21 protein-coding genes and 1 riboswitch are annotated in these 25957 nt (G+C 44.0%); of the genes, 5 read left to right on the top strand and 16 right to left on the bottom strand.

Annotation, left to right across the window (positions count from 1 at the left end):
• Window positions 1–134 precede the first annotated feature (134 nt).
• Complete coding sequence (locus tag QFZ87_RS05395) at window positions 135–2729, top strand: right-handed parallel beta-helix repeat-containing protein (RefSeq protein ID WP_309858741.1); 2595 nt, start codon at window positions 135–137, stop codon at window positions 2727–2729.
• A 61-nt stretch (window positions 2730–2790) separates the two neighbouring features.
• Here the strand turns inward: QFZ87_RS05395 and QFZ87_RS05390 are convergent, their stop codons facing one another.
• The 8 genes from QFZ87_RS05390 to QFZ87_RS05355 all read right to left on the bottom strand — a co-directional run bounded on the left by QFZ87_RS05390 (window position 2791) and on the right by QFZ87_RS05355 (window position 10873).
• Window positions 2791–3621 carry a MetQ/NlpA family ABC transporter substrate-binding protein gene (locus QFZ87_RS05390; RefSeq protein WP_309858738.1) on the bottom strand — a complete coding sequence of 277 codons (831 nt, stop codon included), beginning with the start codon at window positions 3619–3621 and terminating at the stop codon, window positions 2791–2793.
• 18 nt (window positions 3622–3639) lie between these two features.
• Window positions 3640–4257: a methionine ABC transporter permease gene (locus QFZ87_RS05385; protein ID WP_309858734.1), complete on the bottom strand. Its 618-nt coding sequence runs from the start codon at window positions 4255–4257 to the stop codon at window positions 3640–3642.
• 47 nt (window positions 4258–4304) lie between these two features.
• A complete protein-coding gene (locus tag QFZ87_RS05380; RefSeq protein WP_309867656.1) occupies window positions 4305–5318 on the bottom strand; it encodes a methionine ABC transporter ATP-binding protein in 1014 nt (337 codons plus the stop codon).
• A 138-nt stretch (window positions 5319–5456) separates the two neighbouring features.
• Window positions 5457–5562: riboswitch (SAM riboswitch) on the bottom strand.
• 185 nt (window positions 5563–5747) lie between these two features.
• Window positions 5748–6893, bottom strand: coding sequence for an ABC transporter permease (locus QFZ87_RS05375; RefSeq protein ID WP_309858732.1), 1146 nt, complete (start codon window positions 6891–6893; stop codon window positions 5748–5750).
• On the bottom strand, window positions 6894–8006 hold the full coding sequence (locus tag QFZ87_RS05370) for an ABC transporter permease (RefSeq protein WP_309858728.1): 1113 nt from the start codon (window positions 8004–8006) through the stop codon (window positions 6894–6896).
• Between the two features lie 18 nt (window positions 8007–8024).
• Entirely contained in the window at window positions 8025–8963 is a 939-nt protein-coding gene (locus QFZ87_RS05365) for an ABC transporter ATP-binding protein (RefSeq protein WP_309858725.1), read from the bottom strand.
• 157 nt (window positions 8964–9120) lie between these two features.
• Complete coding sequence (locus QFZ87_RS05360) at window positions 9121–10230, bottom strand: sensor histidine kinase (RefSeq protein WP_309858723.1); 1110 nt, start codon at window positions 10228–10230, stop codon at window positions 9121–9123.
• 1 nt (window position 10231) lies between these two features.
• The gene (locus tag QFZ87_RS05355; RefSeq protein ID WP_309858721.1) at window positions 10232–10873 is read right to left on the bottom strand and encodes a response regulator; all 642 of its coding nucleotides are present in this window, start codon (window positions 10871–10873) and stop codon (window positions 10232–10234) included.
• 203 nt (window positions 10874–11076) lie between these two features.
• Here QFZ87_RS05355 and tagU point away from each other — a divergent pair, with 203 nt between their 5' ends.
• Both tagU and QFZ87_RS05345 read left to right on the top strand, forming a co-directional pair.
• The gene (gene tagU / locus QFZ87_RS05350) at window positions 11077–12003 is read left to right on the top strand and encodes a polyisoprenyl-teichoic acid--peptidoglycan teichoic acid transferase TagU (RefSeq protein WP_309858718.1); all 927 of its coding nucleotides are present in this window, start codon (window positions 11077–11079) and stop codon (window positions 12001–12003) included.
• A 127-nt stretch (window positions 12004–12130) separates the two neighbouring features.
• Window positions 12131–12910 carry a CPBP family intramembrane glutamic endopeptidase gene (locus QFZ87_RS05345; protein WP_309858715.1) on the top strand — a complete coding sequence of 260 codons (780 nt, stop codon included), beginning with the start codon at window positions 12131–12133 and terminating at the stop codon, window positions 12908–12910.
• A 76-nt stretch (window positions 12911–12986) separates the two neighbouring features.
• On the opposite strand, the gene QFZ87_RS05340 is transcribed toward QFZ87_RS05345, so the two are convergent.
• Complete coding sequence (locus QFZ87_RS05340) at window positions 12987–14438, bottom strand: IS1182 family transposase (RefSeq protein ID WP_309858712.1); 1452 nt, start codon at window positions 14436–14438, stop codon at window positions 12987–12989.
• A gap of 211 nt (window positions 14439–14649) precedes the next feature.
• Between QFZ87_RS05340 and QFZ87_RS05335 the strand changes: the two genes are divergently transcribed.
• Window positions 14650–15132, top strand: a complete 483-nt coding sequence (locus QFZ87_RS05335) for a hypothetical protein (RefSeq protein WP_309858709.1) — start codon at window positions 14650–14652, stop codon at window positions 15130–15132.
• A 279-nt stretch (window positions 15133–15411) separates the two neighbouring features.
• Window positions 15412–16338 (top strand): c-type cytochrome, encoded by a 927-nt coding sequence (locus tag QFZ87_RS05330; protein WP_309858707.1) that lies wholly within the window; start codon window positions 15412–15414, stop codon window positions 16336–16338.
• Between the two features lie 61 nt (window positions 16339–16399).
• On the opposite strand, the gene QFZ87_RS05325 is transcribed toward QFZ87_RS05330, so the two are convergent.
• From QFZ87_RS05325 to QFZ87_RS05295, 7 genes are all read right to left on the bottom strand, one after another.
• Window positions 16400–17254, bottom strand: a complete 855-nt coding sequence (locus QFZ87_RS05325; RefSeq protein ID WP_309858704.1) for an ROK family protein — start codon at window positions 17252–17254, stop codon at window positions 16400–16402.
• Window positions 17255–17283: 29 nt separating this feature from the next.
• Window positions 17284–18513, bottom strand: coding sequence for an MFS transporter (locus QFZ87_RS05320; protein ID WP_309858701.1), 1230 nt, complete (start codon window positions 18511–18513; stop codon window positions 17284–17286).
• A 60-nt stretch (window positions 18514–18573) separates the two neighbouring features.
• A complete protein-coding gene (locus tag QFZ87_RS05315) occupies window positions 18574–19575 on the bottom strand; it encodes a zinc-dependent alcohol dehydrogenase family protein (RefSeq protein WP_309858699.1) in 1002 nt (333 codons plus the stop codon).
• Window positions 19572–22082 carry a beta-mannosidase gene (locus QFZ87_RS05310; RefSeq protein ID WP_309858696.1) on the bottom strand — a complete coding sequence of 837 codons (2511 nt, stop codon included), beginning with the start codon at window positions 22080–22082 and terminating at the stop codon, window positions 19572–19574. The genes QFZ87_RS05315 and QFZ87_RS05310 overlap by 4 nt, the downstream gene beginning before the upstream one ends.
• Window positions 22083–22174: 92 nt before the next feature.
• Window positions 22175–23242: a BtaManbiosPhlase gene (locus tag QFZ87_RS05305; RefSeq protein WP_309858693.1), complete on the bottom strand. Its 1068-nt coding sequence runs from the start codon at window positions 23240–23242 to the stop codon at window positions 22175–22177.
• Between the two features lie 15 nt (window positions 23243–23257).
• The gene (locus QFZ87_RS05300; protein ID WP_309858690.1) at window positions 23258–24196 is read right to left on the bottom strand and encodes an MTP-1 family protein; all 939 of its coding nucleotides are present in this window, start codon (window positions 24194–24196) and stop codon (window positions 23258–23260) included.
• Window positions 24196–25779 (bottom strand): alpha-glucosidase, encoded by a 1584-nt coding sequence (locus tag QFZ87_RS05295; protein WP_309858688.1) that lies wholly within the window; start codon window positions 25777–25779, stop codon window positions 24196–24198. Before QFZ87_RS05295 ends, QFZ87_RS05300 begins: the two co-directional genes overlap by 1 nt.
• Window positions 25780–25957: the final 178 nt, after the last annotated feature.

Here is a 25957-nt window from a genome sequence, read left to right as displayed (position 1 = left end):
GTACCCAAGCGGGGGACTGTCCCCGCAAAAAACGAAAAATATCAAACAAATATCTAAAGATTTTTAATTTTTAAAAAATAAAAGATACTCTATACTTTCAAGTGTTACATATTTCTTTGAGAGGAGATGAAGATTTGAAAACGCTTACTAAAGTATGGAGTATCTTTCTTTCCTTGGCATTATTGCTAAGTACAGCACCTATGCTGGTCTCTCCTGCAAACGCTGCAGAGGAGACGAATGCCTCCCAATTAAAATGGGAAAGTATCACCTTTGGTCAGTCGACCGATTTAAGCTTCGCACCGAACGTCTTGCCGGAAAAGGTAGGGACAAACTATGCCCATCCTGAAAATCCTGGGACCATTGATGGTGATATCATCTTAGAGAGTAGAGGCGGGAAATTGGCACCGGGACATGACGGACTGACTTTTTACAACACAAAGCTGGATCCAAAGGTGCACAACTTCATTCTTGAAGCGGACATCACCATTGACCAGTTTGGACCGGAAACAGGTGCTGGACCAAACGGACAGGAAAGTGCCGGTATCATGGTAAGAGATATCAACGGTGCCGCACGTCAGGATCCAATGATTTTAGGGTATGAGGAAGTTCCTGCAGCATCCAACATTTTTGGCGTGGGTATGATGCGTGGCGGGGTCAGTCCCATCTATCGTACAGGGGTTAAATATCCATGGGGGAACTTAGGAAGTGAATTAAAGGCCTCACCTTTTACAACAGATTCGACATACAAACTTCCAATTGGAACTCCCGTACGAATGAAACTAGAGAGAACGGATAGCGAATTTATTATGTCTGCGACCTTTACCCATTTATCAGAGCAGAAGACTTTTGAAAAAAGAATCACAGGAGCTGACATGGTACAGGTGATTGATCCGGATCACATGTATGTAGGCTTTTATGCAGCAAGAAATGCGAAAATGACGGTGCGAAATGCGAGATTAACACTAAGTGAGGCTCATACCATACCGACACCGCCAGCACCTATTGTTGAACCAAAGGCAGCCATGGAAATCGTTTCTGCACCAGAAATTGGCTCGGCTGACTATGAGCTAAAAGCACTCGCCAACTACGATGGAACGATTACAGTGACCAGGGATGGAACTGAAGTTGTCAGCAGTGAAGCGCTGAAGAAGGATGAGGTCTACTCCTTTGCAACCAATTTGGAAAACGATACAACGGATTTCAGCGTGACCTATTCACCAACGGGAGCGCCTGATTCTACTCCGATTACAAAAACCCTTAAGGTAACAAAGAAGGTGTACAATTCGGGTGCTGGACTCTATGTGTCTCCTAATGGGACAAGTTCAGCCCGAGGCACTATCGACGACCCGATGGATTTAGAAACAGCCATCAAATACGTTTTACCAAGCGAAACCATTTTTATGCGCGAAGGCACCTATACTCCTTCCGCTATCATCGATATTAAAAAGGAATATAGCGGTTCGAAGGATAAAGTGAAAACCTTGGCAGCCTATAACGGTGAAAAGGTCACCATTGATGGTCAAAACCATCTTGGAAATGTCCTGAAGTTAAATGCGGATTATTGGCATTTGGCTGGGATTCAAATAACAGGAGCCGTTTCCAGTGGGATGAGAGTAAGCGGAAATCACAATGTAGTTGAGCAGATGCTCTTCAATTTTAACGGAGATACCGGCTTGCAAATTAGCGGCAGCGGTTCAGATCCGGAAAAATGGCCGAAGTACAATTTGATTTTAAATTGTGAATCTCATGACAACCGCGATTTGAGTGATGAAAATGCGGATGGATTTGCCGCCAAGCTAGGCGTGGGTGTTGGCAATGTTTTTAAAGGCAATATCGCCCATCACAATGTGGATGATGGCTGGGATCTATATAACCGAACGAACGAAGGGGCAAATATGCCAATCACCTTGGACGGAAATATTGCTTATAGCAACGGGAAGCTAAGTAATGGCTATAACGAGGAGGGCAATCAGGGGAATGGCTTTAAGCTAGGTGGCGAAGGTCTTCCAGTTGCCCACATCGTCCGAAACAATATTGCGTTTGATAACAATATGGACGGCTTTACCGATAATTTTAACCCTGGAAAAATTGTCGTCGAGAACAACACTTCTTTCAACAACAAACGCTTTAACTATGTGTTCCGAATCAATCCTTATTTTACAGCTGCGGAGCAGGGAATATTTAAAAATAATCTCTCGTTTAGGACGAACGGTGGTACCATCAGGGATTCGATTAGTGGAAATGTGGATGAGACGAATTTCCTCTTTGATGGGTCAAAGACAGTGAATAGTGCTGGTACGGTAGTTTCAGCTAGTGACTTCGTCAGCCTTGATGTCCCTGAAGAGTTTACTAGATATCAAAATGGCGCCATTAATTATGGAAACTTCCTCCGCTTAGCTCCTGAGAGCGAACTAAGTAAAGCGGGAGCCCATGTCGGCGCGTTAGCAGCTAACCCTGTATCCATTAAAGTGGAAGGTCCAGAATCCTTAAGAGAAGGAGAACCAGCTTCGCTTGTAGTGAAGGGTACTTATTATGATGGGTCAGTCAAAACATTGACCGATGATTTGGAGTTTACTAGTGCGGATCCAACTGTTGCGGTGGTGAACCAAAGCGGCGGCGTCCAAGCCGGTAAAAAAGGAAAAACAACCATTTCGGTATCATACCATGGAGTAACAACAGAACTTAACATTCACGTGAAACAGATGCCTCCGGGGCAAAAGAAGAAGTAGAAAAATGGGGACAGTCCCCCGCTGCGTTAAAGCGCCGGGGGACTGTCCCCATCCTTTTCCCTTATTTCTTCATCCACGCAGGTTTCCCAAAGCCCTTGAACTTCTCATCAATGACTTTTTCAAAGTCTGCAGATTCGACGACTTCTTTAATATCTTTTGCAAGCTGAGAATCTTTGTTTTCTGTTTTTACCGCAACGATATTGCGATAGGAATCTAGCATATTTTCAAGTGATAGTGCATCTAGCAGGTTCATTTTTGCAGCCAATGCAAAGTTTCCAGGTACAGCAGCTAAATCGACACTGTCCACAGAACGTGGAAGCTGGCCTGCTTCAATTGCTTGGAATTTCAAGTTTTTCTTATTTTCAACAATGTCCTTCTCAGAAACTTTCAACGGGTCGGCACTTTCGTTAATTGTAATTAGGCCTTCATCACGAAGTGTATTTAAGGCACGAGCCGCGTTTGTTGGGTCATTCGGAAGCGTAACCGTTGCTCCGTTCTTCACTTCATCCAATGATTTGTATTTCTTAGAGTAAAGCCCCATTGGTGCAGTTGGTACAGAAATCAATGCAGACAGCTTCATGTTATTTTCTTTTGCAAAATTCTCTAGATAGATAGAATGCTGGAATAGGTTTGCTTGGATGTCCCCATTATCTAATGCTTTGTTTGGCTGAATGTAATCGCTGAATTCCACAATTTCAACTTTGTAGCCCTTCTTTTCTAAACCAGGAACAATCGCTTCCTTCAACATATCACTGTACGGACCAGCAGTAGCCCCTAATTTAATATCCTTTGATTTTGCTTCTGCTTTGTCTTTGTTGTCTGAACTGCTGCCGCAAGCCGCTAACGCACCCACGACTAAAACTAAAACCATTGTTAAAAACCATTTTTTCATGACTTTTTCCTTCTTTCTTTATCTTCTTTTATCGACAACTTTGGCAACAAAATCACCAAGTAGCTGAATAAACTGAACTAAGACTATTAATATAACGACAGTGGCAATCATGATGGTATTGTCATAGCGGTAGTATCCAAAGCGAATCGCTAAATCTCCAATTCCGCCGCCACCCACTGTACCGGCCATGGCCGAAAACCCGATTAAACTAATAAGGGTCAACGTAATACCCGAGATAATTCCTGACCTTGCTTCAAGGAGCAAAACATCTTTTATAATCATGGTTGGAGTCGCTCCTGCCGCAATCGCCGCTTCGATGACCCCTTTATCGATTTCCCTTAATGCTGTTTCGACGATTCGGGCAAAGAATGGAATGGCCGCCACTGAAAGCGAAACGCTTGCCGCTGTCGGTCCAATCGTTGAACCAACAATGAAGTCGGTTAACGGAATTAACGCAACCAGCAAAATAATAAAGGGAATGGACCGGATCAAGTTAACCAGGAATCCCATAGTCACTTGAACGAGGCGATTTTGTAAAAACAACCCTTTATCGGTGACAAATAACAAGATTCCCACTGGAAGGCCAATGACGATGGCGATCGCTAAAGAAATCACAATCATATAAATCGTTTGCATAAAAGCGGTATTGATATCTGGTATTAACTCTCACTAGATGCTGAAAATCAAAGCCCATTACGTAACACCTCCACTTGCGCTGCCCGGTCCTCGATGTATCGAAGGGCCGTTGCCACTTCCTCCTTCGCACCTTTCAGTTCCATAATGAAAATGCCAAGCGGCAGTTCTTGTATGTATTCAATCGAACCATGAAGGAAGTTCCCTTTAACGTTGAATGCCTGCAGCATATCGGAAATGACACCCTCACCGGCGACTTTTCCTTTAAACAGCACCTTGATAATCGGCCCTTCACAGCTAGTGATAATGGATTCCGGAACGTCAAAGGATACCACGCTATCAATAAATTCTTTGGTAAGTTCCGCTTTAGGGTTGGCGAAGATGTCGTACACCGTTCCCTCTTCAATGACCTTCCCATTTTGCATAATCGCCATCCGGTGGCAAATTTCTTTGACTACGTTCATCTCATGCGTGATAAGAATAATCGTAATGTTGAGTTCCTTGTTGATCTTTTTTAATAGATTCAAAATCGACTTGGTTGTTGTCGGGTCGAGGGCGGAGGTTGCCTCATCACACAGCAGGACAGTTGGATTATTGGCGAGTGCTCGTGCAATCCCCACCCGCTGTTTTTGTCCCCCGCTCAGCTGGGCTGGATACACATCCCGTTTATCCGCAAGTCCCACCGTTTCTAGTAATTCCATGACACGTGCGCTGATTTGATTCTTCGGATAGTTGGCCGCCTTCAGGGAAAAAGCAATGTTCTCATACACCGTCTTCTGGCTGATTAAGTAAAAGTGTTGAAAAATCATGCCAATCTTTAGCCGTGCTAGGCGGAGCTTCTCCCCTTTTAAGGAAGTAAGGTCCGTCCCATCGACGGTAATACTTCCCGAAGTTGGCTGCTCCAACAAATTGATGCAGCGTAGCAACGAGCTTTTTCCGGCACCAGAGTAGCCAACGATACCGTAGACCTCTCCTCGTTGAACCGTTAAGGAAACGTCATCGACTCCCTTGACCGTGCCGTTTTTTGTTTTATATTCCTTTGTTAACTGACGTATTTCAATCATAATGTTGACCTCTTTTTTCATAAGCGATATTTTAAGATAATGTTTGTCTAGTAAGCTTGCTAGGACTCTGTTGGTTTTTCCATACAAAAAATGCCCCTTTCAACTGAAAGGAGCATCGAAATACAAACAATTATTTCAAGCTTATCTTTCAGAATGAAAGCCATTCTGCTGGAATTGGCACCTTCCCATTTAGGGGGTTGCCGGACGTCATAGGGCCAAGTCCCTCGGTCACTCTCGATAAGAATTATTAGTTTTTTTTAACATTTTTGATATTACTAATCTATTTGTATCTTGTCAATCATCAGAAAATATTATTTTGGGATTGTAAGTGTTTCCATTATTATCAAATCAACTATTTAGGGAGTCTAAAAAAATTTTTAGGGACAGTCCCCCGGCGCTTTAGCGCAACGGGGGACTGTCCCCTCTTTTTTAAATAAAGTTCTGTGTCGTGTTGTTTCTGCTAAAGCGATAGACGGCTAGTAAGAAAAAGGCTACTGCAAAGGCGAATAGGATAATGAAGTGTAAATACAAGCTGCTAAAGGAGCTTCCTTCCTGCAGTTTGGTTAATGTATCTAACGTCCAGCGCTGTGGCAGGAACACTGCTATTTTTTGCAAGGATGTAGGCATCACTTCCACTGGCCAGAAGCAGCCGGACAGCATGACGGTTGGCATAATGATTAAATTTTGTAAGGCCCCTACTGCATTTCTGTTGTTTGCGAAAGAGATGATGACAAGCGATAAACCTACCGCAATCAAGGAAAATAGTAACATCACGAAGGCCGCTTCCCAGAAGGACATGCCGATGCCAATATGGAACATATTTCTCATGATGGTAAGCGTAATAACTACCTGTACCGTCATCACAATCATGTTGACGATGACATTGGATAATAGATACTTTCTAGCATTAATTGGCGTCGATAATAAGCGGAAATAGGTTCGCTGTTCTTTTTCCAACAGAATGATCTCAGACAGATTCCCCGCTGACATCAGCATGATCATGATCAGGAAACCAATCGTTTGATTGGTCATATTCTTATTTTTCGATGAATCCGCTAATGAATGGGTGGCGAGTGTATAGGTTGATTGCTGATAGTCCTTATACATCTGCGCAAACAGAGGTTGATTCCCATCGGCCGCCCGACTAATCGTCGCGATATTATTGATATATTGATATAAATAGGATTTCACGAAGCCTGTAACGGCTGCCCCTTTGATGGAACTAATCTGGATAGAGCCCGGCGTACCGTTCAACACGCTTTCCGTGAAGCCTTTTTCAAAAGTGATAACACAGTCCAGTTTACCGGATGTAATCTGATCCTGTACCTTTTCCGCATCGACCTCAGAAACCTTCACATTCTCTAACCCTTTGAGAAAATCGATCGTGTCGGTCGTCACCTCACTCTTGTCTTGATTGACGACGCCTACATGTAGAAGGGCTTTCTGATCCCCGCCATAGGCAATAAACGCAATGAAAATTCCAATTAACGGCATAAACAGATACATGATTATGTTTTTCTTATTGCGAAACGTCTTACTTAATGTGTTCTGAATTAACCAGAGGACATCCTTCATTTATAGCCCCTCCCGTCTTTGTAAAGAGATAACTGCCACTAGTAAAAACAGGAGTGACCCAGCCAGATTGATTGTGATCGCTGGGACGGCTGCAGATAGGTCATTCGCATAAATCAATTTCATTAACCCCGTGTTCATCCAGGTGAGAGGCGAAAGCTCCGTAATAAATTTGAAGAAACCCTCCGGATTCACAATTCTAAAATAAGCTCCCCCAAAAAAGGAGGACAACTGCACAAATAACATGATACTGACTTTGGGAGCGGCACTTGTTTTGGACACGAAGCTGATACCTATGCCCAAGCTCACAGCAAAGATAATTTCGGTCAGCAGGACCATGTATACCATCCCTAGATGATCGCCCCAATTCGCGTGGAATAATAGTTTGCTCAGCTGAACGACTAGCAAGGCACACAAGCTATTACTCACGAGACTTCCGAGCACTTTCCCGATAAAAATTTCACTTTTTCTAATCGGAGAGGCAATCAGACGATTCGCCGTCCCTCTCACTCGTTCCTCCACAATTAACGAACTGGCCGACATCGCCCCGTACAGGATAATCATCGTCGTAATCACAATCGCATAATAGTCCATCGAACTAGGCTGCTTATCCGGTTGCAGCGAGGTTTCTTTAATAAAATCAGCCTGTTTTCCAGGAGTAAACGCAGTGGCCAACTTGTCAGGCGCCATCTTCATAATTTCAGAGGCGATATTGTATTGATCGACATAAGCAGAAAGCATGCCTTGTAGGATACTTCCTTCAATACTGTTGCCATTATTGAGATACAGCTGAATCCCCTTTTCTGACACTTCCACATATCCATCCACTTTACTTTGTTGAACTTCCTTTTTCGCCTTTGCTTGATCGGTGAATTTCTTAAAATGGACCTCTGATTTTTTCACCTCAGCGATAAAGTGTTGGAAATTCTCACCCGTTGTCGTATCTGTATAGAACACATGGATATCATCCACAGGAAGACTGGTCGTAAATGTATTCGACAAGGCGGAGCCAAGGACGAGCATTAAGACAATCGGAAAAGCTAGCATGAAAAACAAGGTTCTTGTGTCTCGGAAGTCCGATTTAATCCCCTTCCAAGCAATATTGATAATGTTCATGGGAGTCCCCTCCTCTCCTTATTGGTCCCTTAAATTCCTGCCGGTTAAGGTTAAAAATACTGTCTCTAGGTTTGGTGCTTTTTCTTCCAACGAACGGATTTCGATATGATTACTCATGAAATGCTCAATGATTTTATTTAAGTTGTTCACCCCGGTATCCGAGTTGATTTTTATGACATTTTCATCGACGGAAACGGCTTCAACCCCACTAATCTCCTTAATGGACCCGATGTTCACGTGTTCCGTGGATTTGACCTCCACCCACAAGTCCTTTGTATTGGTGATGATGGATTTCAACTGCTCCTTTGTGCCTTCAGCAATAATTTTCCCGTGGTCGATGATGGCAATCTGTGTGCAGATTTCCTCCACTTCCTCCATATAGTGGCTCGTGTAAATGATCGTACAGCCCATTTCATTTAACTTGCGTACTGAATTGAGGATGTAATTTCGAGACTGCGGATCGATGCCCACCGTTGGCTCATCCATAATAATCAGCTTTGGTCGATGAGCAATGGCACAAGCGATATTTAACCGTCGTTTCATCCCTCCGGAAAAACTTTTCGGATAGCTTTTATGCTTATCCTGGAGGCCGACAAATTCAAGGGCTTCCTCCACTCGTTCCTTCAATTCCGCCCCGCGTAAGCCGTACAAGCCGGCAAAGAATTTCACATTTTCATAGGCCGTCATATCCTCATAAATGGCGAGGTCCTGCGGAACCATCCCAATATTCATTTTGACAAAGCGGCTGTGTTTGACACTATCCTTGCCAAGAATCGCGATTGTCCCCTCATTGCTACGTAACAAGCCCGCAATCATATTAATGGTCGTACTCTTCCCAGCGCCATTGGCTCCAAGGAACCCAAAGATTTCTCCCTCCGCAACAGATAAGCTCATATGATCGACAGCAATAAAATCACTGAATTTTTTCGTTAAGTTCTTAATTTCTAACACGTTCATTGTTTCACCCCTACTCGGTTTGTATAGTTCAAGTATAAAAAAAAGAATGAACGTGCATAAGTGCAATCGTTCATTCTTTTTACATGAGAATCTTCATGTTTTGCGAGTGAGAAGTTCATGGAGACTGGTTGGGCAACAGGGTTATGAGCGAAAAACTTCATGTTGATGCGATCGGCAACAGGGTGGTCACGGAAAAACCGTGGCTGCTGTCCACTATAATTGTGCCGTTCATCGTGGCGGTCCGCTCCTCCATTCCGATAATTCCCAAGCCTTTCTTGATTGTTTCTGTTCCGACTCCATTATCCTTCACTTCTACTCTTATGATTTTGTTCAGTACTTTCACATCGATTGAAACAAGCGTGGCCGAGGAATATTTCATAGCGTTCGTTAACGACTCGGTGACATTCTCATTTATAATTTTCCATTGAATCGGTCTGATGTGCTCTAAGTTTCCTTCATAGGTAAGGACCGTCTTGATGGATTGTTTAGAATTGAAATCATCGATTAAAAGCTTCATCCGGTTAATCCCTACTTGCTCCGTCGGCGGCTTTAAATTTTTTAACGTCATCCGGATTTTCTCAATCCCATCCTTCGAGATGTTGATCGCGTTCTGCAAGAGCTCCGTTGCTTTTGGCCGATCAGTCTCCATGAGGCGTTTGGCTGCTTCCATTTGAAAAAGAGCCCCTGTCATCGAGTGGCCGATTTTATCGTGAATCTCCTGTGAAATGCGGTTGCGTTCCTCTAATTTAAAGGTGTATTCCGACTGTCGGATATACTCCGTATTTTCATTAATATTTTGCGTTAATTTGTGGAGCTTTTTTCTCATTGTATCGATTTGATCTTCATTTTTTGCCAGCTTATCGTGATAGATATGCGCCATGGTGAAAATCAAAAAGCTAAGAGTGGCTGCCAACCCGTAAAGGGGCTGCAGCTGTGCCTCCACATACAGAATGGGAATCAAGGATAGAATCAACAGTGTCAATCGATTATGCACAAATTCAGAGGCCAGTTCGATGATGGCTAGTGGTAAAACCAAGCAAAACAAGGGCAGAACAAGAAAATAGGATATGATCGAGAGACCAAGAGTGAGAATTAGCAGCACACGTTTAAGGGTGTGATTTTTAAATATATACATGGTGATTGTAAGACAAAAATAAAGCAGGAAAGTGAGCACCACCCATGAGATGTGACTGACCTCCCCGCGAATACAGGTAAACGCAATATACATTAAAAGGATCAGCTTCGTAAAAATCATCCAAAGCTCCATCTTAATCTACTTTTCCCGTTAGATAGTAAATGGCGATTTGAGTCCGGTGCTCGAGTCCCGTTTTATTTAGAATCGAGGTAATGTAATTAGCGACCGTTCCTTCAGAAATAAATAAGTCTTTGGAGATGGCTTTGTTGGAATAGCCCTTGGCAATCAGCGACATAATGTCCCGCTCTCTTTCTGTAAAAAGGGAGAGGTCCAGCTTGTTGTCGGACGGTTTCGTGCCTCCACCAAGGTTCGATTTGAGCTTCTCTAAAATCACGTCTTGAATAATGCTGTTTCCTTTATACACACTCTTAATGGCATCGCGAATTTGTTCCGGGTCATTATTTTTCAATAAATAGCCCTTGGCTCCATTTTTGATGGCATCCGTTATGTATTCATCGTCATCAAAAGTGGTCAAGATGATGGGCTTTGTCTTCGTCTTTTCGGTCAAAAGCTTCGTGGCTTCTACCCCGTTCATATGTGGCATTCTAACATCTAATAAAGCAATATCCACCTCATGCAATTGGCAGTAGTCCACTGCTTCTTTTCCATCACTCACGGTGTCTAACACATCAAATTCTGCATAGGTAGATAGAATGATTTTTAACCCTTCCCGAATAAATGAGTTATCATCCGCAATTATGACTTTGATTTTCATAAGCTGGGGAGCTCCTCTCCAATTTTCACTATATCTATCTGTCATTATAGCAAGAAAATGGCAGAAGTTTGAATATCAAGTCATAGTCCTTGATGCCTCCACTCTACCATTTCCATATTTTTTACATACCTCTTAATCTAATTTTTTGTTAACATAGATAAAGACTGTATCTTATTTGTAAGTTTTTAGGAGGTTCTGTTTTTATGAGAGCTCGAAAAAAGAAAAGAAAACTAAGAAAATGGGTAAAAGTGACAGGCACCATTATTCTAGCTATGGGAATTGGTGGAGGCGTGTACGCTTACTCTGTATATAAATCTTTTAATAACGCGGTTGATTCAATGCATCAAGCAGTTGATCGTACTTCTGATAAGCGCAAGGAGCCTGTGGCGGTGGCGGAAAAGGATCCTTTTTCCGTTTTAATGCTGGGTGTGGATGAGCGCGAAGGAGATAAAGGCCGCTCGGATACGATGATTGTGTTAACGGTTAACCCAAAGAATCATACGGTAAAGATGCTGAGCATCCCGCGAGATACGCGTACGGAGATTATTGGCAAAGGAAAAGAGGATAAGATTAACCATGCCTACGCTTTCGGCGGCGTCCCAATGGCGATGAATACGGTTGAGGATTTCCTTGATATTCCGATTGATTACTATATCCAAGTGAATATGGAAGGCTTTAAGGACATGGTGGACGCGGTTGGCGGTGTGACGGTAAACAATGATTTAGACTTCACGCAGGATGGCTTCCATTTTGCGGAAGGGAAATTAAAGCTAAACGGCGAAAAGGCCTTGAGCTATACACGTATGAGGCATGAAGACCCTAGAGGTGACTTTGGCCGTCAAATGAGACAGCGTGAAATTATTCAGGGTGTGATTGACGAGGGTGCGAGCTTCTCTAGCTTAAAGAACTTTGCAGGCATCTTTGACGTTCTAGGGAAAAATGTGAAAACCAACCTAACCTTCGACCAGATCGTTGCCATCCAAAAGGGCTATGACGTGAAAGATACAACGATTGAGCAGATGGAGTTAAAAGAAGAAGGAACCAAGATTAACAGCATCTACTATGGTTTAGTTTCACCAGAAGAAAAACAGCGCGTGCAAAACATCTTGAGAGCACAGCTTGATTTATAAAATATTCCTTGGGGACAGTCCCCCACTGCGTTAAAGCGGTGGGGGACTGTCCCCTTTTTAGGTAAATTATGTTAATATCTAATAGACTCCTCACCAAGGAGCACTACATATGAAAAAGTGGGTATGAATGATGATTCTTAAAAATATACTAGGTTTCCTTATCCTGTTTGCTGTCTACCATACATCCGAGCTGGTCGGTAGCAACCCTATATTACTGTTTGCCTCCTTTATCTTATTCTTTACCACCGCACACATCGTGGCAAAAGTCCGTGGCGAAAAGGGACTATCCACCTTTGGGCTGCACAAACACAAACTGGCATCTATGAATCTATGGACTGGTTATTTGCTAGGCGTCTTATTTTACGGCGGAAGCTTTGTTGTCTCGGTCTGGACAGGAAAAATAGAATTTGAAGGTACCTTTTCGCTACAACAAATCATCCTGCCCTTAGTGGGAATCATCTTGCTTACATTCCTTTCCTCGGCCAGCGAAGATATCTTAACCCGCGGGTACGTATTCAAGTACCTCCCGAAAAACTGGTCACTCCCTACACTAGTCGTTGTCTCGTCAATCATTTACGTCCTCAATCACATTTGGCGGATTGGCGACAGCTACACCCAGTGGATCATGCTGTTTCTTATGGGACTAACCTATGCCATTCCCTTTGCCATAACAAAGTCCCTATGGTTTACCATTGGCTGTCATTGGGGCTGGAACACCGTGTCCCTGTTCAAAAGCCAGATTGGCAATTTTAGTAACTTCAAGGTCATTGACCATACAACGGACTGGACCTATATAGTTACCATGTTCCTATTCCTGTTATTCGTGATGGGGACAGTCCCCCACCGCGCTAAAGCGAGGGCACTGAAAATCTTTCGATTTTTATTTTCATTACAGTCCAACAAATAAAAAACCGACCCTTCTCCTATTATTTTGGAAGAAAAGGTCGGCTTTTTTCTTAATTTTGCCCCTGAACTCCTACTTTTTACCCTAGGAGCTTTAGTATCCTCTTAAGATTTACAGTGAATATTGCCATGGCACCTTGTAATTCCATGCCAACTAGACCCGAGGATAATGAAACATTATACCCGTGCCGGTGTTTTAATTCGCTATTTTTAGCCTCTATTTTATACCGTTCTTTTGACTTTTCTTTGAAATATTCACTTTCTTGAAAGTTTGCCTGTCCCTGGTGTTCATCTGATTTAATCGTTACATTGTAAGTTTTACTTTTCGCACCATCTTTATAACATCCCTCTCTAAAAGGGCAAACTTTACATTTCTTAATATCAAAGTAATAGGTATCACGTGGATTTTTCTTCTCGTTTGATCTGTTCTTTTTTTCTTTTCGGATTGCCATATGTCCTGCCTTACAAACATACATGCCAGCATCTTTATTAAACTGAAATTCGTCTTCCTTTTTTCGAGTTCCTTGAGTGATATTTGGATTTAATTTGGCTACCAATTTAATATCGTTTTCAGCGGTATAAATGATATTATCTTTTTCAGAATAAGCAGCATCGCCAATCACGGTTTCAACTTCTATCCCTGCTTTCTCACTTTTCTCAATGAGAGTTTGAAGTTGTTTGCCATCATTTTTTTCACCGGTTGTAATAACCGCTGCAGTGATGATTCTTTCTTCACTTAAAGCCAAGTGTGTCTTATAACCAAAGAAAGCAGAATCAGCACTCTTATGACCAACTCTGGCATCTTGGTCCTTCGAACTCTGAAGTCGCTCAATATCATCCTCAACGGTCTCTTTCAGTAGATTTAATTGTTCCTTAACCTTTGGATACTGGATAAGGTTTTCTTCCTTCTCAATTACATGGATTAACTTCTGAGAATAAGTGATTTCGTCCTCTAGTACATCCGTCATTGTTTTGGCAGGGAACTTCTCCTTCATGGTTTCATCAACCTGATAAACAGCTTTCCTCAGCTTTTTGGAACGGTCCATAAGGACCTCTTTTGGCGTCATCTGGTTGTATCGGGCTTTTGTATGGGTAGCATCGACTATGATAGATTTACTCTTGATAATCTCTTTTTCAATGGCTATTTCGACTGTCTTATTGATAAGTAAGTCTAAAAGTTTGACATCTTGAAGCCTGAGCTTCCGAAACTTGGTCAATGAGCTTGGCTCAATCACAGATTCCTCAGGTGTCATATCAAGGAAATATTTAAAAGACATATCGTATTTTGAACGTTCAACTATATCCACATCGGAAAGATCATGGATAGTTTTTAACAATAAATATTTAAACATGCGAATAGGATCGATGGCGTTCCGGCCATTATCAAGACAATAATTATCTTTAATTTCATCATAGACGAAAGAAAAGTCGACAAGATCATTGATCTTGCGCAACATGTTATCCGCAGGAATGATTAAATTGTATAGGTCCATATAGGGACTAAACTTCATAGATTGTTGTTTTGATATCACCGGAAACACCCACTTAAATTAGATATCCTAATTATAAATCAAAAAAGACAAAAACCCTCGAAAAACATGAGAGTTTCTGCCTTATAGTTTAAAGGGACTTTTTCAGTGGCCTCCGCTAAAGCGCCGGGGGACTGTCCCCACAATGAAACCATCCCACGATAGCCTCGTCTAAAAGGTAAATGCAATAAATTACAAGGAACGAGGGATTGGAATGAAAAAATTGGGGTTTATTTTTTTCGCGATACTAATCGTGGTCGGCGCGTTTGGTTACAAAATGGTCACGGCAGACAAAAGTGTAAGCATTAAAACGCAGGTGAAAAACTTTGGTGATAAGAAAACCAATCAGATTCCGGAGGATTATACAATAAAGGAAGCGCTTGAAAATGGAGACATCCTACAAGGACAAATTAAAGCGAAACAACGAGCAAGGATTAACGAGTTTAAGAAGAACGTAGAAGATGGAAAACCCGACCTTCTTCGCTTTATTCGCTTCAACACGGATGAAAAGCCTGGGGAAATTACGGAATTCCAATTCAATGGGGAGATTATTTATTACAGCCAGGAAGCGCGAGATTTCGATGGGCAGAAAGAAGTAGTAAGCGATTATTGCCAAAAAATCGAGAAGTTAAAAAAGCCGTGGGACGGCACCTTTCTCACGCACTGTCTCAATAGCAAAGCAGTTTATGAATTTTAACAAGAACGAAGCGCTCACTTATTTGTGAGTGCTTTTTTTTTGCGTGTGCAGGTTTCAGTTGGATCAAACGTGGTAAACATTATTCGCTCATAGTATCAGATTAACCAAGGAATACCCCTACCCCTACAAGTGTCCATTTTGTGTCGATAAATGTGAGAACTTTTTGAACCTTGTACCTATCGGGGTAAATACGTCAGTCTATTATTCTATAATTTTAATTAATCAATATATCCCCAATTTTTATAGGACAATTACGCATCGAAAGAAAGGAGAACAAACATGAGTAAGAAGGAAGCCATTTATTCTATTACCGCCATTCTCGTTACGTTAGTGTTAGGGTTTTCATTCCTCTACCTATACGTGAAGGCAAATCCAAACGAAACTGAAACAGCAACAGCAAGTATGGAGGAATCACAAACAACAGGAGAACCCTCCCACCCTTACCTGCCTCCTAGCATGGACGAAGTGCCTGACGGAGAAGAAGGCCAATTAATCAAATTAGGGGAAAAATACCATAACGAAACAAGCAGCGCCCTGGATGGTTATGTAGGGAATAAATTAAACTGTACCAGCTGTCATGCAAACGGAGGTGTGAATGGTTCTCTTGACCTTGTTGGCGTCGCCAAAACCTATCCACAATATAATTCACGTGCCGGTAGAGATGTCACGTTAGAGGACCGCATTAACGGATGTTTTGTTCGAAGCATGAACGGAAAACCTCTGCCAAAAGATAGCCAAGAAATGAAAGCAATGGTTGCTTATTACACCTATATTTCTCAAAATGTACCTGATGGGACAAAAGAACGTCCTTGGGCTTCACTTAAAAAGGGTCAAGGCGATTTAGCGACGGTTAATGCAGAAGCCGGCAAAGAGCTCTACAATAAAGCGTGCATTACCTGTCACGGTGAAGGTGGCGATGGCGGTGCACTAGGCACCCCGTTATGGGGAGACAATTCCTATAATATCGGTGCTGGAATGGCAAGGGTTCGAACAGCTGCTGGATTTATCCAAGCCTATATGCCGAAGTCGCCTATGGGTGGCTATGAAGCCGGCTCATTTACCGATGAAGAGGCAATGAATATAGCTGCTTACATCAATAAGCTTCAACAACGCCCAGACTTTGCGAAAAAGGCTTATGACTGGCCAAAAGGCGATGCACCGGATGATGCAGCGTATGAAACACTCGCTGGAAAAAAACAACAATAAAAAGAAAGAGAGGGACAGTCCCCCGCCGCGTTAAAGCGCTGGGGGACTGTCCCCTCTCTTTTTATTTTGCTCTTTCCGCGAGCATCAATGCCCCAGTAATCCCGGCATCGTCGCCTAGTCCCGGGCGCACGATGTAGTCGGATAGTTCTGGTAATGAGACGTAATCGTTCAACAGCTCTGGCAGGTACTTATAGATGGCTGCAAAGACGGCTTCCTGGTGGCTCACTCCCCCGCCGAGGATGATTTTTTTCGGCGAAAGGATCAGAATATATTGCATGAGAGCTTGAGCTAAGTAGTAGCCCTCCAGGTCCCAAACCTCTGGACGATCCACCAAATTCACGCCTTTTTCTCCCCAGCGCGCTTCAATCGCAGGACCGGCCGCCAAGCCTTCCAAACAATCACCATGATAAGGGCACTTCCCTTCAAATCCATCATTCGGATGACGTCGTAACAGAATATGACCCATTTCTGGATGAGACCACCCTTGCAAAAGCTGTCCCTGCACAATCGCGCCTGCACCAATCCCGGTGCCAACCGTAATATACAAACAGCTGTCCAACCCTTTCGCCGCACCAAACGAAGCCTCGCCTAACGCCGCCGCGTTCACATCCGTATTAAATCCAATCGGCACACCGAACGCTTCCTTTATCGTCTGAACGAACGGATAATCCTTCCACCCCGGTTTCGGCGTAGACGTAATATACCCGTAAGTTGGACTCTCCACATTCACATCAATGGGTCCGAACGACCCAATCCCGATTGCTTCGACAACATATTTTTTAAAAAAGGCAATGACCTGTGGCATCGTTTCCTCAGGTACAGTGGTCGGGATTTGAATTCGTTCCACAATCGCTCCCTTTTCATCTCCCACTGCACATACAAACTTGGTTCCGCCTGCTTCAATGGCACCTAGCATACAGCAATTCCCCCATTTTAAAATTTATCCTAGCATTCATTTGGCCCAAGCACAGCTTCCTTTTTCGGCCTTTTCCAAATAAAATAGAGCGCTGGAATCATTATGACATACACAATAGGAAAAAGGCTAAAGGATACAGGTAAAAGCTGTTCAAAATCAAAGTATTTCCTCATCGCTAAAAACAGGAACACCCCGATAATCCTTCCCACACCAAGTGGAATTTCGCGAATGATAATATAGTCCAAACGCCGTTCCTTATACAGCGGATCCTTTTCAATTGATTCATAAATCATGGCATTCATCGAGGTCGTGATCATATTCATCGCTACAGGAGATATAATTCCAAAGACCACCAACGAAAAAAGCACTGGCAATACGGATAATAAGACAGAGCTAAAAAATACACTAATCGAGCCTATCGCAAAAATCGCCAACCGATATTTGGGATTCGAGAACTTAGCGAGCACATAGAATGCGACAATCGCGACAATCTCCGCCGCCGTATTATACACTCCTAAGCTCAGTTCTCCCCCGGCAACCTTGAAGGTAATCATCGTAATTAAAAAAGTAGAGTAAACACCGGACACAATGCCATCGGCAAACATGACCTTGTACATCTTCATCCATTCCGGTGACGGTCGCTTGATCACATCCCAGAAATGACTCTTTGTCGTCACCGGACTTCCTTTTACTTTTAACGAAACCAAGAAAGAAATGAAGAAAAACACGCAGGTCGCAATAAAAACTACATAATAACCAACCATACCTTGGAATTGGGAGATCAACACACCGGCAATTAGCGGAGCAATGACCCCTCCAATCGTCAGCAAAATCCCTTGAATATACAAAAACTGATCGCGCTTATCATTCGTAGTCAAATCTAATACGGCCATATGAACGCCCACATAGTAAAGGCTCATCGCCAAACCATTGGACATTCCGAGCAAAAAGATGTGATCTCGTAACGTATCATGGAAGACCAGCATAATGAGATAGGTGATTAGGTAAAAAACAAATCCTAACCGCATCGTGATCATCGGACTTGTTTTCCTGGCAATCCAGGCACACACCCCGAAAAAAACAATGATCGCCAATGACCAATACAAGCTATAATACGCGAGCAGGGAATACGTTTTATCCAGTTTCCACAAAAACACGCTTTGAAAGACCCCCGACAAGGCTCCGCCAAAGGAAAAAAAGGTATTCATCAGCAAATAAAACTTTAATTCCGTGGAAAACGATTTAAAAATTTGAAACATAGTTTAATCTCCTTTAAAGCAATGGGGCATTAAAGCAACGGGGGACTGTCCCCCGTCGCTTTAATGTGTAATAATCCCTTTAGACACTCCGAGTGAAGGATACTCCGCCATTGCTACCGGCAGTTCCTCTTTAGTAAAACGGTGCGAGATGAGCGAGCCCACATCAACTACCTTTTTCGCAATCAACCTAATCGCTTCCTCATGTGTATAAGGGTTAATAAACGACCCTTTGATTGTTAGTTCTTTTGAAAAAATCTCAAACGGCGACACAGAAATCACGGTGTCTGGTGCAGCCACTCCGAAAAGTAGCACCTGCCCGCCTTTGGCCGCTGATTTCACGGCAAGCTCCATGCTTTCTGGTCGGCCGACACATTCAATCACGACATCTGCTTCAAGCTTCGCAGCATCCATAGGTTGAACGACGTCATCCGCTCCCAGCTGATACAGAAGCTCTCTTTTATTATCAGCCGGCTCACTGACAACAATCGATTGAACATGCTGTTGCTTCACCAATTGCAAAAACAACTGGCCAATAAATCCGCCGCCGATAATCAATACCCTGCTAAGCGGTGTCAGGGTTATTTTTCTAAAGCCATGCAACACACAGCCTAACGGCTCCACCAAGGCAGCTTCTTCAAACGTCATTTCATCCGGTATCTTATAGCCGTTCGCGCTTGGCACCGTACAATATTCGGCCATGCCACCATCTCTTGTGACACCAACTGCCTGAAGTTGTTGGCAAAGATGCGCACGATTGCTGCGGCAGTACTCACAGGTTCCACAGTAAATGTTCGGATCAATCGACACACGGTCGCCTGCTTGTAAACTCGTAACCTCCGAACCTACTTCCACCACTTCTCCCGCTAACTCATGTCCAAGCACGATCGGCGGATGAACCTCGGCAGAGCCTGGATGTCCATGGTAGATATGCTGGTCCGTGCCGCAAATCCCACAGCTTTTCACTTTCACAACCACCTCATGGGCTAGTGGTCTTGGATTCTCCCACTCTACCACTTCTAACTGCTTTGTACCCTGCAAAACGGCTGCCTTCATTTGACTCATCCTTTCTTGCTATTGATCGCTTTTACTCGTAAAGTCTCCCAAGGAATTTCTTTTCCCTGCGCCTGCTCAATTCCAATAACACGAGTCTCATTTGTGAGTAGGTCAAAGAAATTATCCTCCATTACTAGCTGCTCCTGGTCGAGTTCAATCGTGACCATCCGTGCAAGTGAATTCGTAGAGACAGTCAACTCGTTCGTCTTCTTATTGACTGAAACCGTCAATTCAGCCTCTTCGAATCGCAAATTCTTTTGATCGCGGAAATAATAGAAGTTCTCACCAGCTCGTTGATTTTTCCAACGGATAACCATCACGGCCTCCTCCGGCTCTAATCCACCGAGCGCTTCTCGTTCAAGGACGGTCGCAATCTGTATCGCCGCATTGGCTTCCACACTGACTTGCCATTCCTTAGCAAACACCTTTTCCCCGCTAAAATCGTACACCGCGAGCTCAATTTCATCCTGATAGGCTTCTAACTTGTCATTCACGACCCACACCTTGATATCTTCCCCTGGCGTTTGATCGAGCGTCAAAAGAATCGGGCTGAAGAATTTCCGCGCATAGTGATAGGACGCCTTCGGCAATAAATAATAATCGATCACCGACCAGCTCGTCCCCGGCCAGCAATCGTTCAGCTGCCAGAACAATGCACCGCTTGTATGCGGCTTGTTGCGGCGATAATGCTCAATCCCAAACTTTAAACCTTCCGCCTGCGTAAGCATCGAATAGGAAATATATTCATCAAGGTCCTTCGGAGCACCAGTATACCCTTCCATTAACAATATTCCTTTAGGATGGTGAATATCTTTGTTCCTGTACGCCATTTCTTCGCTTCCCCAGAAAAATTGTTCCTTTGGGATATTCCGTTCTAATGTGTAGCGGTTAGACGAAGCATGCATGCCAAATTCGCTGGCAAACAGCGTTGTGTCCGTTTTGAAATTTTTAAAAGAAAGGCCATCGATACTATAATTAACACGCTGCGGTTCACCGAACACCCGCGGTTCGATATTCCCGTGCCACACCTGCCAATTATGCGTGTCGCCCTCTTCCCTGGAGTTATGGTCATTCCCGCCAAACGGGGAGCTTGGCCAAAACAGCCGGGTTGGGTCGAGTTCCTCTAGTAATTCCGGCATTAACTCATGGTAGATTTTCTCGCCGTAATAAGGATGCGTAATCTCGCCGGAAGACTTTAATGCTTCATATAACCAATCATTTTCGTTGTTGCCGCACCAAATCGCCAGGCACGGGTGATTGCGCAGACGTTTAACCACATGACTAATTTCTTCACGAACATTGGCCATGAAGTTTTTGTTGTAATCCGGATAGAGTGCACAGGAGAACATGAAGTCCTGCCACACTAGGATTCCCAGGCGGTTGCACTCTTCATAGAACACCTCTTTTTCATAGATGCCGCCCCCCCACACGCGGAGCATATTCATGTTCGCGTTCTTCGACATCTTAATCAGTTGCTTATAGCGGGTGTCAGGCACCGCTCCTATGAAACTATCAATCGGAATCCAGTTGGCCCCCTTGGCAAAAATCTTTTCGCCGTTTAGGACGAAGGTAAAGCTTGGATCACCATTCTCGTCTCTTCGTCTGACTTCGATCGTTCGGATACCGAGGGCTTCTTCTTTTTCCTCGATTTTCGTTCCATCGGCTAGCAACTCGACCTTCAACTGGTACAGATATGGCGTTCCGATATCATGCGTCCACCATAGTTTAGGTTCATCAACCTCCAGGATAGCCGTTGCTTTTTTCCGGTCAACTTTCACCTTCGAGGTGGTGATTGGTTCCTCGCCGTCGTTTAGACTGATGAGGACCTCGAATTCTTTTTCCCGTGTGTACGAGGTAATGTCCACATCCACTTCAACGGTAGCTTTGTCAGCATCAACCGATGTGGTTCTCGCAAACAAGTGATCAATTTTTGCTGTAGAACGTTTTTCTAAACGAACATCCTTCCAAATCCCAGCAGCAACCAACCGTGGGCCCCAATCCCAGCCATAATGACTTTGGGCTTTCCGCGTCCAAATTCTTTTTTTGCTAAAACCGGACCAGTAATATTGCACCTTATCTTTGACATGCACTGTGACAGGATCAAACCGAACCGCCAGCACGTTTTTCCCTTGTTTCAGCTCGCGTGCTACTTCAAAGGTGTGGCTGATAAACATATTCTCCGTTGAACCGATCTCCACTCCGTTTAGATACACTGTTGCGAACGTATCGAGGCCTTCGAAAATGAGCTCATAGCGGTCGCCTTGTTGTATCTCGTCATGAAAATCAAACGTCGACCGGTACCACCACACCTTTTCCTCGACCCACTGACATTTCAGGTCGTTGTGCCCGTAAAAGGGATCGTCGATCAATTTCCGTTCGATTAAGGTAGAATGGACATCGCCCGGCACCGCCGTTGTCATCCAAAAATAATCAATATACTCAGGCGAAGCGACCTCCAGGTCACGAGCAGCCCCCACATCAAAATGCTTCATCTTCCAATTGTCATTCAGTTTCATCGAAACGTCACCTGCCTTGTTATAAGCTCCTATTGGTAAAAAACAAACGAAAGGCCAAAATCGCGTGAACACAATTTTGGCACTATTAACAACTACTTTATATAGGTCAATGAATCTAAGATCTCTTGTACACTTAGTTCTGCACAAGCCATAGACGTATCAGCCACACCATAGAACATCTTAACCACGTCGCCTTCCACAACCGCACCGCAAGAGAAAACAACGTTTCCAAAGAATCCTTCAACCTCATACTCTGCTTCCGGCTCCAGAATCGGCTGATCAGAGCGTGCAATCACCTTTGTTGGATCCTCTAAATCTAGCAACACGGCCCCCATGCAATAGCGATGATCCGTTGTCGCACCATGATAAAGCTCAAGCCATCCTTTTTCCGTTTTAAATGGAACCGCTCCTCCGCCCATACGCGCGCTATCCCACATACCTTCACGTAAACCTAACAAATGCTTGTGATTACCCCAGTGTATTAGATTCGTAGATTCCGCAATCCACATCTCCGGCATCCCTACACTCTTTGGAACTGGTCGGTGAATCGCGTAATATTTTCCGTTAATTTTTTCAGGAAAAATTAACACATCTTTATTTTCCGGTGCAAAAATCATCCCGTGGTGCTCCGTCGTAACAAAGTCCTTCGTGGACACCATCGATTCCCCGACACCCACCGGTGAAACCGCACTGAAATAGATATAATACGTATCGTCAATCTTCGTAATCCTTGGGTCCTCAATTCCAAACGTTTCTAACTCATTGGATGGATACACAAACGGCTTCTCATCAATCGTAAAATGGTGACCGCCATCGTTGCTGCGGGCAATACGTAAATACGCAATAGACGTTAAGTACTCAAAGCCTTGCGTATCGCCGCTTCTGCGGATCACACGAGGATCAGAAAAATCATACGTCGGGTCATCTAAACGGAACTCGATAATTTCAAGCTCGTTTGTTTGTGGATTATAAATCGGCGCCTTCACAATATTTGGGTCGTGACTAATCGGGCGCTCGGCCACACGAAGCATCATGATAATTTCATCGTTAAAAGTGGTTACGCCTGCGTTAAACGCACCGATCACCTCGAAATCCTCGCGATGTGGCGTAACATCTGCCGGAGTTACTAATGGGTTCTGTTCATATCTATATACGTTCATTTGTCTAGTCTCCTCTTAACCTTCGTATTGTAAAAACGGATCAATAATCGTGATTTTTTGCGCTTCCGCATCGCTGATTCCTGCGTACATATCAGCCGTTCCATCACCTTTTCGTACAAGCCCGCCGCTAAATACCACATCGATTAAATCTGGACGCTTGGCAGGGCCCGGAAGGAAATGACTTCTTGTAGCGATTAACTCGATATCAGAGATGTCACCTGTTTCTGGATTTAAGGCAAACACCATGGGATAGTAGTGACGATTTCCTTCTTCATCAAAAGAAGCAATGTGTCCTAACACACCGACAAGTCCGTTGGCAAGAAGATGCGGTTCGTTCGCTCCGCCCCACTGTTCGTTGATAAACTGGCCTTCTAATAAAGGCGCCTGCTCCACCACATCAATGGTAAGCTCATCTAAGGATGCAATGCGTGTCCAGCCAATTTTTCCACGGCCGCCCTTTTCTCCTTGAGGTCTCGTCAATACACCGATGCTTCCGTCCTTTAACTCGATTAAGCGAAGGTCCTTCATGCCGTCTGGTCCTTTAGCGAATTCCTTCAGGCTTGCAATGTTGGCGCCTTTGTAAAAAACGGTTCTCCAGCCGAGGGCGCCTTTATTGATGGGGTGCGGAAAAATTTGAACGCCGCCCAAGACGAGTTCCCCTGCAATTTTTGTAAAAAAAGGATCCTGTAATTCCAAGACAGGTGCGCCTTCACGCGGTACCCACTGCCCTTCTCGCTCAACGAAAAAATGCACATTCGAGTGCTCGCTGTCACGTGACTCAACGCGCCCTGCAATGACAAGCTCCCCTTCATCCTCAAACGGCGCCGAAATGTTATACACATCGTTTTCGCCTACTCCTGTAAAGATAATTTTTTCAGGATTCATAGGTGTTTTCGCAAACTCCTCCACCAGCTGTTCACATGTTTTGACATTCCCTTTTGTTAAAACGGTCATTACTCAAGATCCTCCTTTAAAATCATGGCTTCGTTGCCCAAAATTGTTTTCCCATCAAGAACCTTTCGTTTGTTCGATAGCAGCAAGGTGCCAGCTGACCCATCAACTGTTTTCGGCTCTTCCGAAAAGTTCAGCGCCACAAGGATTCGTTCTGATTCATCTTTTCTGATGAACGTCATCAATCCATCCTCGTAACGTAAAGATTCATAGGTTCCTAAGGTTAAAGCTCTATGTTCCTTGCGCAGTTTTAGTAAGCTTTTATAAAAAGAAAGCATCGATTCCGGCGCGTCCAATTGACTTTCTACCGTCACTTTGGCTGCCTCATTCGGAACGGTAATCCATGGTTTCTGCTCAGAAAAGCCGACATACTCACCTGCATCCCATTGCATCGGTGTCCGCGATTTGTCACGTGATTTGTCATTCGCGATGACGAGCGCTTCCTCATGCGACTTGCCAGCCTCCACTGCCAGCTGGTAGCCCATGATTCCTTGCACATCCTTCATTTTCGCGATGTCATCGGTGATCCAGTCGCGCATGCCGATTTCATCACCGAAATAGATGAAAGGCACCCCTCGAGCGGTAAGCATAAAGGTCGCAACGAGCTTGGCTCGGTCCTCCTCACCGCCGAACCTAGAAATAAACCGTGACATATCATGGCTGCCGAAGAACAAGGTCGGCACCTGTGTTTCATTGTAGGCCGCTTCCGTGTCCACAAGCTGCTGATACAGCTTTGCCGGATCAAACTCCACAATACTTCCAATATTAAAATTAAATACCACATCTAATTTTCCAAGGCCCGAATACTGTTTGAGGATGTCGAGGTCCTCTGACCCCACCTCGCCTACGAGAAACTTATCCGGATACTGATGAACAAAGGCCGCAATCTCCTCAATGATGCCGAGGATTCCTTCCTGGTCTTTATCGTATACATGCTCTTGTTCCTGCTTCGAGGCATCATACGGATTGTCCACGAACTGATCATTTATTTTTAAAAAGTTGATGACATCAAGGCGAAAGCCATCGATCCCTTTTTCAAGCCAGAACTTCATGACATCGAACATGGCCGCTTTCACTTCTGGATTGGCCCAGTTTAAGTCGACCTGTTCCTTAGCAAACGCATGGTAGTAATATTGCTCGGTCGTCTCATCGTACTCCCAGGCCGTGCCGCCGAAGAACGATTCCCAGTTGTTCGGTTCGTCTCTCCAAATGTACCAATCGCGTTTCGGATGGTCCTTTGATGACTTCGACTCCTGAAACCATTGATGCGCTGAGGAGGTATGGTTCAAAACCAAATCGGCGATGACTTTAATTCCGCGGTTATGACCTTCTTTTATAAAAAGTTCAAACTCCTCCATCGTTCCGTACGCCGGGTCGATGCTCTGGTAATCAGAAATGTCATAGCCATTATCTACCTTAGGCGACGGGTAAAAGGGTGTAAGCCACAAACCATCAATCCCTAAATCTTTTAAATAGTCGAGCTTAGAGATGATACCGGCGAAATCCCCCATTCCATCGCCATTTCCGTCCTTAAAGCTTGGCATATAGATTTCATAAAAAGTCGACTGCTGCCACCATTTCACCATTTGATTGGACTCCTAACCTTTGAAGACTTTCCGACTGATTTTTGCCTGTTTTTTAATTTAAATTTGCTTTTGTGATGCGGGATACCCCCGTTTTGAGAATTATTCCGCCGAATTGGACTGGTATTCCGCCAGTTTCAGCGTTTATTCCGCCAACTTTGGCCGGTATTCCGCCAGTTTT

The organism is Bacillus sp. SLBN-46 (assembly GCF_031453555.1).
GTDB lineage: Bacteria > Bacillota > Bacilli > Bacillales > Cytobacillaceae > Neobacillus.
This window is presented reverse-complemented; position numbering and strand designations above follow the sequence as displayed.